At 40.1% G+C, this 14,041-nt stretch carries 10 protein-coding genes; 5 read left to right on the top strand and 5 right to left on the bottom strand.

All coding sequences use genetic code 11. From position 1 onward, the window contains the following. Positions 1–83: 83 nt before the first annotated feature. The 4 genes from CA265_13115 to CA265_13100 form a co-directional block, all read right to left on the bottom strand. Positions 84–1,418, bottom strand: a complete 1,335-nt coding sequence (locus CA265_13115; GenBank protein ID ARS40548.1) for an FAD-dependent oxidoreductase — start codon at positions 1,416–1,418, stop codon at positions 84–86. Between the two features lie 369 nt (positions 1,419–1,787). Further along, a complete protein-coding gene (locus tag CA265_13110; GenBank protein ID ARS42979.1) occupies positions 1,788–4,769 on the bottom strand; it encodes a protein translocase subunit SecDF in 2,982 nt (993 codons plus the stop codon). A gap of 444 nt (positions 4,770–5,213) precedes the next feature. Then, positions 5,214–5,702: a dihydrofolate reductase gene (locus CA265_13105; GenBank protein ARS42978.1), complete on the bottom strand. Its 489-nt coding sequence runs from the start codon at positions 5,700–5,702 to the stop codon at positions 5,214–5,216. A 159-nt stretch (positions 5,703–5,861) separates the two neighbouring features. Further along, entirely contained in the window at positions 5,862–6,656 is a 795-nt protein-coding gene (locus CA265_13100) for a thymidylate synthase (protein ID ARS40547.1), read from the bottom strand. Positions 6,657–6,860: 204 nt separating this feature from the next. On the opposite strand from CA265_13100, the gene CA265_13095 reads away from it, so the two are divergent. The 3 genes from CA265_13095 to CA265_13085 all read left to right on the top strand — a co-directional run bounded on the left by CA265_13095 (position 6,861) and on the right by CA265_13085 (position 9,416). Beyond that, complete coding sequence (locus CA265_13095) at positions 6,861–7,664, top strand: 4-(cytidine 5'-diphospho)-2-C-methyl-D-erythritol kinase (GenBank protein ID ARS40546.1); 804 nt, start codon at positions 6,861–6,863, stop codon at positions 7,662–7,664. Between the two features lie 73 nt (positions 7,665–7,737). Next, positions 7,738–8,157 carry an osmotically inducible protein OsmC gene (locus CA265_13090; protein ARS40545.1) on the top strand — a complete coding sequence of 140 codons (420 nt, stop codon included), beginning with the start codon at positions 7,738–7,740 and terminating at the stop codon, positions 8,155–8,157. 92 nt (positions 8,158–8,249) lie between these two features. Beyond that, positions 8,250–9,416, top strand: coding sequence for an O-succinylhomoserine sulfhydrylase (locus CA265_13085; GenBank protein ARS40544.1), 1,167 nt, complete (start codon positions 8,250–8,252; stop codon positions 9,414–9,416). Between the two features lie 152 nt (positions 9,417–9,568). Here CA265_13085 and CA265_13080 read toward each other — a convergent pair whose 3' ends face one another. After that, positions 9,569–10,825: a hypothetical protein gene (locus CA265_13080; protein ARS40543.1), complete on the bottom strand. Its 1,257-nt coding sequence runs from the start codon at positions 10,823–10,825 to the stop codon at positions 9,569–9,571. 222 nt (positions 10,826–11,047) lie between these two features. Between CA265_13080 and CA265_13075 the strand changes: the two genes are divergently transcribed. Next, positions 11,048–13,297, top strand: coding sequence for a hypothetical protein (locus CA265_13075; GenBank protein ID ARS40542.1), 2,250 nt, complete (start codon positions 11,048–11,050; stop codon positions 13,295–13,297). Positions 13,298–13,310: 13 nt separating this feature from the next. After that, positions 13,311–13,991 carry a DNA alkylation repair protein gene (locus tag CA265_13070; GenBank protein ID ARS40541.1) on the top strand — a complete coding sequence of 227 codons (681 nt, stop codon included), beginning with the start codon at positions 13,311–13,313 and terminating at the stop codon, positions 13,989–13,991. Positions 13,992–14,041 lie beyond the last annotated feature (50 nt).

Below are 14,041 nucleotides of genomic sequence, written 5' to 3'. Positions count from 1 at the left end.
GCGCAAAGTTTTTCGCAAAGAAAAGAAGAAACAGGAAACAAATTTTTATCATCAAAGTTACCTTAAAGATTAAAGACTAAAGACTAAGAAACCTTAACTTCTTCTTTTACTGTCGGTACCTCATTCCTATAATCAACACTACGGTCTTTGGCAAAGGTTCTGATAATTAAACGCGTTCCTCTATCGTAACTGAAATAACTCCACACCCAGTTTACGAAAACAATAATTTTGTTTCTGAAGCCCACCAAAGTCATTAAGTGAACAAACATCCAGGTAAACCAGGCGAAAACCCCTTGAAAACGGACTTTGCCAATATCTACCACCGCTTTGTTTCTACCTACAGTTGCCATAGAGCCTTTATCGAAGTATTTAAATTTCTCTAGAGGTTTATTTTCTTTAATGTTGATCAGGTTTTTGGCCAGGTGATGTCCTTGCTGGATGGCGGCAGGTGCAACCCCCGGGTGGCCATTTGGGGTTTCCTCATCAATAATAGCGGCAACATCGCCAATGGCATATACATTTGGGTAACCCACCACTAAATTTTGCGTATCCGTTTTCAATCTACCACCACGAACAATTTCTGCTTTATCTAAACCAGCCAGTACTTGTCCTTTAACACCCGCACTCCAAATTACCGTAGCACTCAAAATTGGCGCTTTATCCTGTAAGGTTAGGGTATGACCGTCGTAACCTAGTACCCTGGTTTCGTTCATTACCTGAACGCCCATATCAGTAAGGAAATCTTTTGCTTTTTGCTGTGCCTGCGGCGACATGACGCCCAATAATTCCGGCGAATTTTCGATGAGGTAAATATTCACCTTACTAAAATCCATTTCGGGATAATCGTTCGGAATAACGTGTTTTTTCAGCTCGGCAATGGCTCCGGAGGTTTCAACTCCTGTTGGACCACCGCCAACTACCACAAAGTTTAATAGGGCACTCTTTTTATCTGCATCTTTTTCAATCAGCGATTTTTCGAAATTCTGTAAAATCAAACTTCTTAAATCCAATGCTTCCGGAATTGATTTCATGGGCATTGAATTGGCTTCAATTTCTTTATTGCCAAAGAAGTTACTGGTAGAGCCTGTGGCGATCACCAGATAATCGTAATTGATTCTACCGATATCGGTTTGTAAACAATTTTCGGCAGCATTTACTTCGGTCACCTTGGTCACGCGAAAAATCAGGTTCTTTTGACCTTTAAAAATCTTGCGTAAAGGGAAAGCAATCGAATCGGCTTCTAAACCGCCTGTAGCTACCTGATAAAGTAAGGGCTGGAAGGTATGGTAGTTATGTTTATCGAGCATCACCACCTGAAAGGGTTTGTTTTTTAATCGTTTAGCTAACTCAATTCCGCCAAATCCACCGCCAACTATAACTACTCTAGGGTATTCGCTTTTAGGAAGTTCTAAATCCATTTTGTATCGGTTTATCTATTGCTAATGTAACAAAAAGATAGCCAAAAGGTTTAAAAAGTGAGGTTTTGGCAGTTATTCTGATTTAATCATGAAGATATAACGCTGGTATGACGAACATGGATTTTGTAGGTTCTTAAGCACCACTTTAAGTTAATTAAACCTGATGGTAGTGGGCATCCCGATCCTTCATCGGGATAAAACGAACAGCAGGGCTATCGGAACCGAAGAGCTACAGGTATTGCTTTTCAAAAACCAAAAAATAAAACAGACCACTTTGTGTTTCTTTGTGCCTTCTTGGTAACAAAAAAGCGCATAAAAAAAGCGCCCCGATAAATCGGAGCGCTTATATATTTTAAGAAAATTAATCTCTTATTTTTTCTCAGCTGAGCTACCCAAATCGATTACGATAGGAGTAGAGATACATAATGATGAATATGTACCAATGATACGGCCGATTAACAATGCGAAGATGAATCCACGGATGCTATCGCCACCGAAAATAAAGATTACCAATAACACGAAGAATACGGTTAATGAGGTTAAGATGGTACGACTTAAAGTACTGTTCAATGCGAAGTTGATTAAGTTGTTACGCGCTTCGCCATGTAAATCTTCTTTACCAGATTCTTTTAGTTTCTCACGGATACGGTCGAATACAACAACGGTCTCTGTCATGGTGTAACCCATTACCGTTAAAATTGCCGCGATAAAATCCTGACCAATTTCTAAAGAGAATGGCATAATACCATCTAAAATAGTGTAGAAAGATAATACCATTAACACGTCATGGAACAATGCGATTACCGCACCTAAACCATACTGCCATTTTTTGAATCGTACCACGATGTAGATAAACATGAATAAACATGAGATCAATACTGCGTAGAATGCACCGTTTACGATATCACTTGCAATGATAGGCGTTACTTTTTGTGAACTTACGATTTCATATTTAGAACCGGCTAAACCTTTGTTTAAAGCGTCTTCTACAACTTTATCAGTTTTAATGTCCTGATCTTCGATGTGGAAAGTAGTGGTGATTTTTACCTGGCTATCTTCACCTGCAGTTTTAACCTCAGGCGTTTCGTTACCGAAAACAGGGTTTAACTTAGCTTTTAAATCTTCAGTGTTAACTGCTTTATCGAAGTGAACTAAATAAGTTCTGCCACCTTTAAAGTCTACACCTAAGTTTAAACCGCCATTTTTGAAATACATACCAATACCGGCAATAATAATGATGGTAGAGATTACGTAGTAAATTTTACGACGGCCAACGAAGTTGAAACTGATGTTTTTAAAGGCGTTACGGGTAATGCTGTTATCGAAACTTACATCGATTTTGCGGTTTAATAACGATTCGAAAACTACTCTCGAAATGGCTACAGCTGCAAATAATGAAGAAAGGATACCGATACATAATGTAGTTGCGAAACCTTGAACCGGGCCGCTACCGAAAACGTAAAGGATAGCACCTAAAATGAATAAGGTAACGTTTGAGTCAATAATTGAAGGCATTGCATGTTTAAAACCTTCTTTAATTGCAGTAGCCGTGTTTTTGCCATGGGCAAGCTCTTCACGTACACGCTCAAAAATTAGGATGTTTGCATCTACCGATAAACCAATGGTTAATACGATACCAGCAATACCAGGTAAGGTTAATACTGCACCAAGTGATACCAAAATACCAATGATGAAGAATAAGTTGATTAACAATGCAAAGTTAGCAACCCAACCCGCACGGTGATAATACAACGCCATGAAGATTAAGATTACGATAAAGGCAATTACGAATGAAATTAAACCATCGTGAATAGCTTGTGCACCTAAAGTTGGACCAACTACGTAGCTACCGGCAATACGCGCAGGAGCAGGTAATTTACCAGCTTTTAAGATGTTAGATAAATCTTTAGTATCTGCCTGAGTAAAGTTACCGGTGATTGATGAAACACCACCAGCAATTTCGTTCTGAACGGTAGGCGCAGAATAAACCTGGTTATCTAATACAATGGCGATAGATTTTTTGTTGTTTTGATCAGCGGCAGCTTCAGCAGTAATTTTTTTCCATTTAGCAGAACCTTCACTGGTCATGTACATGGTTACTTCTGGTTTACCTTTTTGATCAAAGTCAGCACGAGAATCACTGATTGCCTCACCACCTAAATCTGGTTTACCATCAGCACTCACCACTTTAATTGCATACAATTCGAAAATTTTCGAACCTTCTCTAGGTTTAACGCTCCACATAAATTTCATCGTAGATGGAATAGATGCAGCAACTTCAGGAAGTTTTAAATAAGCGTTAACCTTTGCAGTATCTTTTTGTAGCGACATACCCACAACTGCACCAGGCATTAATTGTTGTTGTCCGTTTTCGCCCTGATAAATTGGAAGGTTTAGAACAGCATATAATGGGTTAGATTTAATCAGTTCGGCTTTAACCGCACTGGTATCTTTTTTACCTAAACCAGCAAGTTTGCCACCTTTAGCAGTAGTATCTTTAGTCGCAGCTTTTTCTAAACCGGCTAATTTACCACCAGCAGCAGGAGCAGCTGTTGTATCTTTAGTTGCAGGTGCATCAGTTTTTAATGTTGCAGCTAAAATTTTATTAATGTTTTCTAACAATGGCGCAACTTCCTGTACCTGGTATACTTGCCAGAACTGTAATTCGGCAGAACCTTGTAAAAGTTTAGCAATACGCTCTTTATCTTGTACACCTGGCATTTCGATTAAGATACGGTTACTACCTTCTTGTTTTTGCATGTTCGGACTCACTACGCCGAAACCATCAATACGTGAACGTAAAACTGTAAATGAACGATCAATCGCGCTGGTTGCTTCTTTTTCTAAGAAAGATTCAACATCGCTATTGCTTGCGCTAGGTTTTAACTGAGATGCATTATCCTGGTTAGAAAAATAATCTGCAAGTTTTACTCCAGGGCTTAATTTTTCGAATTCATCAACAAAAATTTTGATGTAATCTTTACCACCGGCATTTAACTGGATCTGTGCATTCTGAACGGCTTTGTTAAAGTTAGCATCAGTAGGGTTACCCGCTAATGATTTAACCAACTCCGCTAACGATATCTCCATCGTTACGTTCATTCCGCCTTTTAAGTCTAAACCCAAATTAATCTCTTTCGCTTTTACCTCTTGATAAGTAAATCCAACTACAGGATAAACTTTCACGGTACTCATCGAATCTAAGTAAGCCTTTTCTTTGGCTAAATCACCCTTCGCAGCGTTTTTTGCGTCTTTTTCTACCTTGGATGCTACCAAAGTAAAAGAAAGTGCGTACGCACAAACGATAGCTAATACTATCGCTATAAACTTAATAAAACCTTTTCCTTGCATTGTTTGTTTAAAATAATTTTGTCTTTCGCTGTTTTTTAACAAGTCGGCAAATCTAATTAAATTTTTAAATTATAGAACCCCTTAATTGATAATTTATTAACATTAATTTTTATCGGGCAATAATCTCATTTTTTGTCTGCTAATCCTTTTACTAAATACCTGCATTTTGATGCTATCATGATTGGGAAAAGCAGGTGCAGCACTTTTGGCTTTGGTTCGGTCCCGCTAATGTTTCTGCACCGATAGAAAAATCGGGGGCATCAACGTATATCGGGTTTAGCTGGCAAGGGAAGAAGCGCTTCTTTGAGATTACGCCATTGCGAGGAGGAACGACAGCCTGTCCCGACCTTTCGGGGGAGCAATCTTACAACGATCGCGGTTTGCTAAAGCGTTGAGATTGCTTCGTTGGTTGAAAAAGCCTCCTCGCAATGACGACCTAACGAATTAAATTCTTTCCAAAACCTCAAAAGTATAATCGTATTTATTCTTTTCGTCGGCCTGGTGCGGTTCGCTGCTTATTAATTTCCATTCGTTGCGGTCAATTTCAGGGAAAAAAGTATCCGCATCAAAATTATGGTGGATGGTGGTTAAATATAGGGTTTGTGTTTTTGGCAAGGCTTGTCTGTAAATTTCAGCGCCACCAACAATAAATACGGGTTTATCTTCCTTTTGGGTAATGGCTAAAGCTTCATCTAAACTGTTTACTACTTCAACGCCTTCAATTTTTAAATCCGGATCTCTGGTAATCACAATATTCCTGCGGTTTGGCAATGGTCTGCCTACAGAATCAAATGTTTTGCGACCCATTACTACGGTATGCCCCGATGTGGTTTGTTTAAAAAACTTTAAATCGGCCGGCATGTGCCATAAAAGCTGATTGTTTTTGCCTATTGCAAAATTTTCGCCTACTGCTACAGCGATGGATAACCCCAACCCCTGAAGGGGCTTTTCCGTTCCATCGTTCAACCCATCCGCCCCTAAAGGGGAACTTGAATTTCCATCGTTCATGTGTAGTGCTTAATCTCTATATTATTGTTTTATTGCTATCTTTTCCCTCATGTCTTTAGCTCCCCCTTCAGGGGGCTGGGGGGGTTATACCGCCACTATTCCTTTAATATGCGGATGCGCTTCGTAATTCTCCAATGTAAAGTCCTCAAACTTGAAATCGAATATACTTTTCACCTCAGGGTTGATTTTCATGGTGGGCAGCGGTTTTGGCTCACGGCTTAATTGCAGGTTGGCCTGTTCGATATGGTTATTGTACAAATGTGCATCGCCAAGGGTGTGGATAAAGTCTCCGGCCTCTAAACCACATACCTGTGCCACCATCATGGTCAATAAAGCATAAGAAGCAATGTTAAAAGGTACGCCTAAGAAAATATCGGCACTGCGCTGATATAACTGGCAACTTAATTTTCCATCAGCCACATAAAACTGGAAAAAAGCATGACAAGGCGGCAAAGCCATATTTTCGATTTCAGCCACATTCCAGGCGGAAACAATAATCCTGCGCGAATCGGGGTTGTTTTTAATGGTATTGATAATATTGGTGATCTGATCGATGTGCTGTCCATCGGGTGCTGGCCAACTTCTCCATTGCGAACCATAAACAGGTCCCAGATTGCCGTTTTCGTCGGCCCATTCATCCCAGATCCTTACGCCATTATCTTTTAGGTACTTAATATTGGTTTCGCCGGTTAAAAACCAGATCAGTTCATGTATAATAGATTTTAAGTGCAGTTTCTTTGTGGTCACCATCGGGAAACCTTCCTGAAGGTTAAAACGCATCTGATAACCAAAAACGCTTATGGTTCCGGTTCCCGTACGGTCGTGCTTTTGAGCGCCATGATCAAGCACATGCTGCATTAAATCTAAATATTGCTTCATACTGTTCTGATAATTTACAAATATCTAAAATTTATCAGGTGTTCAGAATCATTTTTATACACACTGCCTAATTGTTAACATTGATTGGGCTTAGTCCCGACGTGAAGCCGGGACATACATAAAATTTGTATGTTTGCAAAATGTGCCGGTTGCTGGTTTTGGCACTATGGACTCAGGACTATTGACTATAGACTCACGACTAAAATGTTATCTTTTCCCAACGCAAAAATAAATCTTGGTTTAAATATCACCAAAAAACGTGCTGATGGGTACCATAACCTCGAAACGGTTTTTTATCCGATTAATATTAAGGATTCGGTCGAAATTACCGATGCGGAAGAAACATCCTGCAAAATCCACGGCATTGATATTCCCGGCGATGCGAATGATAACCTGTGTGTTAAAGCCTTTCAACTCGTAAAAAAGGAATATGATATTCCGGCACAGCAGATTAATTTATTGAAAAATATCCCTGTGGGAGCAGGTTTGGGTGGCGGATCGGCAGATTGTGCTTTCCTGATTAAATTATTGAATGAGAAATTCAGTTTAGGAATGTCGGTTGATAAGATGGAAGGGTACGCCCGTCAGTTAGGGGCAGACTGTGCTTTTTTTATCGAGAATAAACCAGTTTACGCGTTTAATAAAGGCGACGAATTTGAAAAGTGCGAAATAGATTTGTCAGCCTGGTTTAAAGTTTTGGTAAAACCGCCTGTACACGTGAGTACGGCCGATGCTTATGCGCAGGTAAAACCGCAAAAACCTTTGCAATCGTTAAAAGAAATCATACATTTGTGCCCAACAACATGGAAAAATAAGGTTATCAACGATTTCGAGCCATCGGTATTCGCAAAGTATCCCCAAATTCGTCAAATAAAAACCAGTTTATACGATGCAGGCGCAACATTCGCTTTAATGAGCGGCAGCGGTTCGTCGGTTTTTGCAATTTTCGACCATCCGGTTAAATTGCCCGAACTGGAAGAAAATAACTTAGTATTTTATAATATTTAAATTAAGGTAGAGGGTTGGAAGGTAGAAGGCTTAAGGTCTTGATACCTGATACTTAATACTCAGTACGATTAATATGAACATAAATCTGATCCGCAAGAGCGGTAAATTTAATTTTGAAGCAGAAAACGAGAGCGGTTTTACTGTAGAGTTGGATGCAAAGGCTGCCATTGGTGGCGAAGGAAAAGGTTTCAGGCCTATGGAGATGTTACTGATTGGATTAGGCGGCTGCAGTGGCATTGATATGGTAAACGTATTAACCAAACAGAAAGAACCGCTTGATGATGTTAAAATAGCGATTAAAGCAACCAGGAAAGATGAAGAAATGCCGCCGATTTTTGACGTCATTGATATTCACTTTGATTTATTTGGCGATTTAAGCGTTCAAAAGGTGGAGCGTGCACTACAAATGACCTTCGATAAATATTGCTCGGTATCGAATATCTTAGGCCGCTCTGCAACCATTAATTTTACTTACAAAATAAATAAGGTGTAGGGGGAGGTTTAAGGTGTAGGGTTCAATCTCATATCTCAAATCTCACATCTCAAATAGTATCTCACATCTCAATACACATATCTTACAATACAATGAAATCCGAAAATTTTGAAACCATAGCTATACGCACTCAAACAGAACGCAGTTTACACAAAGAACATTCATCGCCTATTTATCTTACTTCGAGTTATAAGTTTGAGGATGCCGAAGAAATGCGTGCCTTGTTTGCAAACGAAAAAGAGGGGAATGTATATAGCCGTTATTCAAATCCAAATACATCAGAGTTTATCGAGAAAATGTGCCTGTTAGAGGGCGCTGAAGATGGTTTTGCCACCGCTACAGGCATGGCGGCTATTTTCACCACATTTGGTGCTTTCCTGAAAAATGGTGATCACCTGGTTTCCAGCAGATCGGTTTTTGGTTCTACACACCAATTATTAACCAATGTTTTTTCTAACTGGGGCGTCACTTTTGATTATGCCGATTTAGATAAACCACAGGATTGGGAAGCTTTAATTAAGCCGAACACCAAAATGATCTTTGTAGAAACCCCATCTAATCCAGGTATCGACATTATCGACCTTGAATTTTTGGGCGATCTGGCTAAAAAACACAACGTATTATTAGTGGTCGATAATTGTTTTGCCACACCATATCTACAACAACCTATTAAATTTGGTGCACACATTTCTATCCACTCGGCTACTAAATATATCGATGGTCAGGGACGTGTGTTAGGCGGCGTTATTTTAGGTACTAAAGAATTAATCGCCGATGTAATAGGTTTTGCCCGTCACAGCGGACCAGCATTATCACCTTTTAACGCGTGGATTTTATCTAAAAGTTTAGAAACTCTGGCCATCCGTATGGACCGTCATTGCGAAAATGCTTTAAAGGTTGCCGAATATTTAGAAAAACACCCGAAAATTAAACTGGTTAAGTATCCGTTTCTACCATCACACCCTCAGTACGATATTGCCAAAAAGCAAATGAAACAGGGTGGTGGTATTGTAACCATTGTGGTTGAAGGGGGTATCGATGCTGCGCGTAAATTTATGGATGGCCTGCAAATGTTCTCGATCTCAGCAAATTTAGCCGATACCCGTTCAATTGCAACACACCCAGCTACCAGTACGCATAGTAAACTTACTGAAGAACAGCGTAATGAGGTGGGTATTGAACAAGGTTCTATCCGTTTATCGATCGGTTTAGAACATATCAACGATATTTTGGCCGATATTGAGCAGGCATTGGCTTAAGGCATGATATCGTCATTTCGACCGTAGTGGAGAAATCTTTTATCATAGTACAAAGATTTCTCCATTTCGCTACGCTTCAGTCGAAATGACGAATTTTCTCAAGGAGATAGATTTAAAAATATAATATAGCATCTTTTGTTTGATTAAGGCTGCTATTCGTATTTTGAAAAATCTACCGCAAATATACACCGGTTAACCTGACTGCCATTTTGAGCGCCTGCATTGGGTTCAAACTCAGTTAAGCTCCATAAATATCCGTATTGTGCTTCCAGGTATAAGGATTCAGCACCATAGGGCCATCTGTATCGCACGGTATTGGTATCACCATCGGTATATCTTGCTAAACGAGCGGTTGATCCATACGATTCGCTCGGTGATCCGGTGCAGGAAAGCCAGGTTCTGTTTCCTTTTCTAAAAACGCCCTGTATGCCATGTGCATGATCTGAAGTAAACAGACTGTTTTTTGGAATCACAGTTTGTATACCCGAATTCTGCACTTCGCCGGATGTATTGATGGGAAACCCGAATATTTTAGGTACAATCGATGCATCTGCACTTCCGGCATAATATTGCCCTGTCCATAATTGATTATTCTCATAATTTACCTGTACCGTTGAAAAAGGATCTGCCTCGTTAATTTTATAATAACCGATTTGTGGCAGTATGTACCGGTAATTAAAAGCATAAAGATTACCACTACCGTCTTTGCCGCACTTATTTTCGGTACCCGTGCCAGCGCTTACTTCGATAATTTTATCTAAATCGAATACCCTTAAGCCTAAACTTGTGCTGCTTAAATAAATTTTACCATTAAAATAAGCTATCCCGCCGGCGTGCACATTTAAGGGTGCATAAGTGCCATATTGCGTATAATCCAAGGTGCCGGTTGGAAGGGTATGCTGTACCAGTAAAATGTGCCTGTAAGTTAAATAAGTGCTCGAGCTTGGGCTGATGTCAATCAGGGTTATTCTCGATCCTTTGCTCTCTGCCGCATCTTTGGCATACCAGCTGACCAATAAATAGCGTACACCATTCCTCGAGAAACCGGCGATTCCCTGCGGGCGCCATATAGCGGTGGTTTCATCATCTTCATTCCACCTGATACCCCTTACTCTGTTTTCTTCAGGAACATTAAAGCCATATACTTCGGTGTAAGCACTGCCGCCAATCGCCTGGCGGTTTTTATCAATTTGTGTTGGGTTTAAAAATGAAAAACCGGTGCTGATGTAGCCTGATGTATTGGTATAGGCATTTACACTTACGGCAGCGCTGGTTGCTGCTGTGGTGGCCAGCAACCTGTTTTTTTTAAGATTTGCGGTGTCGGTGTCCGCTTCATTTAAGGTATTCTTTTTACAAGATACAGCTAACAAACATGGGGCCAGTAGCATCCAGATGAGTTTTCTTTGCATGGGTTCTTTAAGTTTAATGGTTTTTTTAGGTAAATAATTGTCAATGGTAAAATTGAAGCAATTTAAACGGTATATGTAAACTTAAACCTCAGGCGGTGTTAAGGATTGGTTATATTGCTCGCGCATAGCGTAAGTTTCAAATGGAAATAGAACCGGTGGATGGTAATGAACTTTTTTCATCGAAAAAACTATATTTGATCAATTGATCAAAACATAACTTTAATGAAATTAAATAATTTTATCCTTGTGCTTGGCTTAGCATTTTTTCTTATTGCTAAATTTACCTTCGCACAAGTAAGCCTGGTCCCGCAACCTGAATCACTTCAACTCTTAAAAGGTAACTTTATTTTTTCTGCCGGCACCGCCATTTCAGTAAATACGGATAGTGTTTTTTCAATGGCCATCCGGGAGATCAATCTGCTTAAAAAAGCCAGGGCAAATGGCATTGCCAATAAAATTTTGTTTACCAAGGATGCAAACCTAAAGCCAGAGGCCTATCGCTTGCGTATTTCCCCAACACAAATAACCATTGCCGTAAGTGATAAGTTAGGTGCTTTTTGGGCAGTACAAACCCTTAAACAGCTGGCGGCTGCCAATGCTTTTAAAACTGGCAATACCTGGAGTTTGCCCGCATTAGAAATTAATGATCAGCCGAAGTTTTCATGGCGTGGTATCCATTTAGACGTTTCCCGTCATTTTTTTGATATCGATTATCTTCACCGTTTTATCGACCGGTTAGCCTTTTATAAGTTTAATAAGTTTCACTGGCACCTTACCGATGATCAGGGCTGGCGAATTGAAATCAAGAAATACCCTGAGCTAACGGCAAAAGGGGCTTGGAGAAAATTAAATAACCAGGATTCTGCCTGTTTAAAACTGGCTGCTACCAATCCCGATTACAATATTCCGGAGAAACATTTTAAAATGATCGATGGAGAAAAAATGTATGGTGGGTTTTATACGCAGGTGGAGATCAAAGAACTGGTATCATATGCAGCTGGTAAAGGGGTAGAAATTATTCCTGAGATAGATATGCCCGGCCACATGCAAGCCGCAACAAAACTGTTCCCCTGGCTAACCTCAACCGGATCAGTGCAAAGGGAAAAAAGCTTTACCGATCCCATTTGTCCATGTAAGGAAACTACTTTTGAATTTGCTGAAAATATTTTCAGAGAGGTAGCACGCTTGTTCCCCTCAAAGTATATTCATTTAGGAGCAGATGAGGTTGAAAAAAGTAGCTGGAAGAATATACCCGAATGTGAGGCCTTAATGAAGCGCGAAAACCTTAAAAATATTGATGAGATCCAGAGTTATTTTGTTAAGCGCATGGAAAAATATTTCAATAGCATGGGCAAAAAACTAATTGGCTGGGATGAGATTTTAGATGGTGGCGTTTCGCCAACGGCCACCATGATGTATTGGCGCACCTGGGTGCCAACAGCTCCTAAACATGCGGCAGAAAAAGGAAATCAACTCATTATGACTCCCGGAGAGTTTTGCTATTTTGATGCACAACAGGATGCACATTCGCTGAAAAAAGTGTATGGATTCAATCCAACTGGTTTTGGTCTTAACGCAAACGAACAAAAATATGTTTTAGGTGGGCAGGCCAATCTCTGGACAGAATATATCCCTTCAGAACAAAGGCTGGAATATATGCTTTTTCCGCGCATGTTAGCGATGGCTGAAGTATTATGGGGGCATCAACAGAATTTCGAAACCTTTAGCCGGAAAATGGATCAGCAGTTTGCTGTTTTAGATGCGATGCATATCAATTACCGTTTTACTGATCTTAAAGGTTTTGCCGAAAATAATGTTTTTCTGAAATCGGCAGCGCTTAACATCGAGGCACCCAAAAATGCTATCGTGCATTACACCACTGATGGAAGTACACCAAAAATCAGCTCTCCAACATACATTAAACCCATTTATATTGATCGAACCCAGACGATAAAAGCGGCCATATTTGGTGCTGGCGGAAGGATGGGCGATGTTTTTACTGCCAATTATGTACAAACCGATTATGTGGATGCCGTATCGCTGAATAATCCAAAACCAGGTTTGAATTTTAGCTATTATCCGAAATTTTACAAGGTTGTAAATTTAATCGCAGAGGCTGATAAAACGAAAACCGCAACCACAGCGGCTATCGAAATTCCGGTGGAAGATAAGGCAGGAAGTTTTGCTACGCGCCATAAAGGTTTCTTTTATGCAGCCGAAGATGGTATTTATTCGTTCTTTCTCCGTTCTGACGATGGAAGTGTGCTTAAAATGCAAAATAAAACATTAATTGATAATGATGGAATGCACTTTGCCATCGAAAAATCCGCACAAATTGCGTTGAAAAAAGGCTACCATCCTTTTGAACTTTTGTTTCTGGAAGGCGGCGGCGGATATACCCTGCAGCTGGAATACAGCATTAATGCAGGAAAACGTAGGGCTGTATCTTCTGCAGATTTTTTTATAGAGTAACGGTTTTTTTAAGATGAACGACATTGCTTTTATTCTTTCCGAGTTGGAAGCCATCAGTGAGCCTGAGTATTTAAAAAAGATGACTCATTTTGGAATCGATACTTCCAGGGCTTTTGGTATTCGCGTGCCCAACATCCGCAAGCTGGGCAAGCAGATTGGTAAAAACCAGGACCTCTCTTTACTGCTTTGGGAGACTGGATTTCATGAAGCCCGGCTTTTAGCAACCTTTATAGGCGATTATAAAGAAGTCGGAGAAGCGCAAATAAATGCCTGGACGAAAGATTTTAACTCCTGGGATATATGTGATCAGGCTTGCGGAAATCTTTTCGTTAAAACACCTTATTTTAAGTCGAAGGTTTTTGAATTTGCCCAGGCCGAAGCGGAATTTGTGAAACGTACCGGTTTTGTGTTAATGGCCGAGGCGGCTGTACACCTTAAAAAAGAACCCAACGAAACTTTTTTAAGTTTTCTTCCGGTTATTGAAAGAGAGGCTTACGATAACCGGAATTTTGTTAAAAAGGCCATCAACTGGGCACTGAGGCAGATTGGTAAACGAAATGTTTTTCTGCATGAGTATGCCATTGAAACCGCCAACAATATCCTTGCTCAAAACAACAAAAAAGCAAACTGGGTAGCTTTAGATGCCTTGAGGGAGCTTAATAGCGATGCCGTACTGGCAAAGCACGGCCTTTAGTACATCAGGTTTTAAACCGCTTACCGCCAAATGCCAAACGCCCCACGCTA

The sequence above is a fragment of the Sphingobacteriaceae bacterium GW460-11-11-14-LB5 genome (genome assembly GCA_002151545.1).
Classification (GTDB): Bacteria; Bacteroidota; Bacteroidia; order Sphingobacteriales; family Sphingobacteriaceae; genus Pedobacter.
The sequence above is the reverse complement of the archived record's forward strand: the minus strand, read 5'-3'. Positions and strand labels throughout refer to the sequence as shown.

Excerpts from the sequence above, each read along its gene's own strand:
- CA265_13115 (ARS40548.1), bottom strand. The coding sequence starts at position 1,418 with ATGGATTTAGAACTTCCTAAAAGCGAATACCCTAGAGTAGTTATAGTT.
- CA265_13110 (ARS42979.1), bottom strand. The coding sequence starts at position 4,769 with ATGCAAGGAAAAGGTTTTATTAAGTTTATAGCGATAGTATTAGCTATC.
- CA265_13100 (ARS40547.1), bottom strand. The coding sequence starts at position 6,656 with ATGAAGCAATATTTAGATTTAATGCAGCATGTGCTTGATCATGGCGCT.
- CA265_13095 (ARS40546.1), top strand. The coding sequence starts at position 6,861 with ATGTTATCTTTTCCCAACGCAAAAATAAATCTTGGTTTAAATATCACC.
- CA265_13090 (ARS40545.1), top strand. The coding sequence starts at position 7,738 with ATGAACATAAATCTGATCCGCAAGAGCGGTAAATTTAATTTTGAAGCA.
- CA265_13085 (ARS40544.1), top strand. The coding sequence starts at position 8,250 with ATGAAATCCGAAAATTTTGAAACCATAGCTATACGCACTCAAACAGAA.
- CA265_13080 (ARS40543.1), bottom strand. The coding sequence starts at position 10,825 with ATGCAAAGAAAACTCATCTGGATGCTACTGGCCCCATGTTTGTTAGCT.
- CA265_13075 (ARS40542.1), top strand. The coding sequence starts at position 11,048 with ATGAAATTAAATAATTTTATCCTTGTGCTTGGCTTAGCATTTTTTCTT.
- CA265_13070 (ARS40541.1), top strand. The coding sequence starts at position 13,311 with ATGAACGACATTGCTTTTATTCTTTCCGAGTTGGAAGCCATCAGTGAG.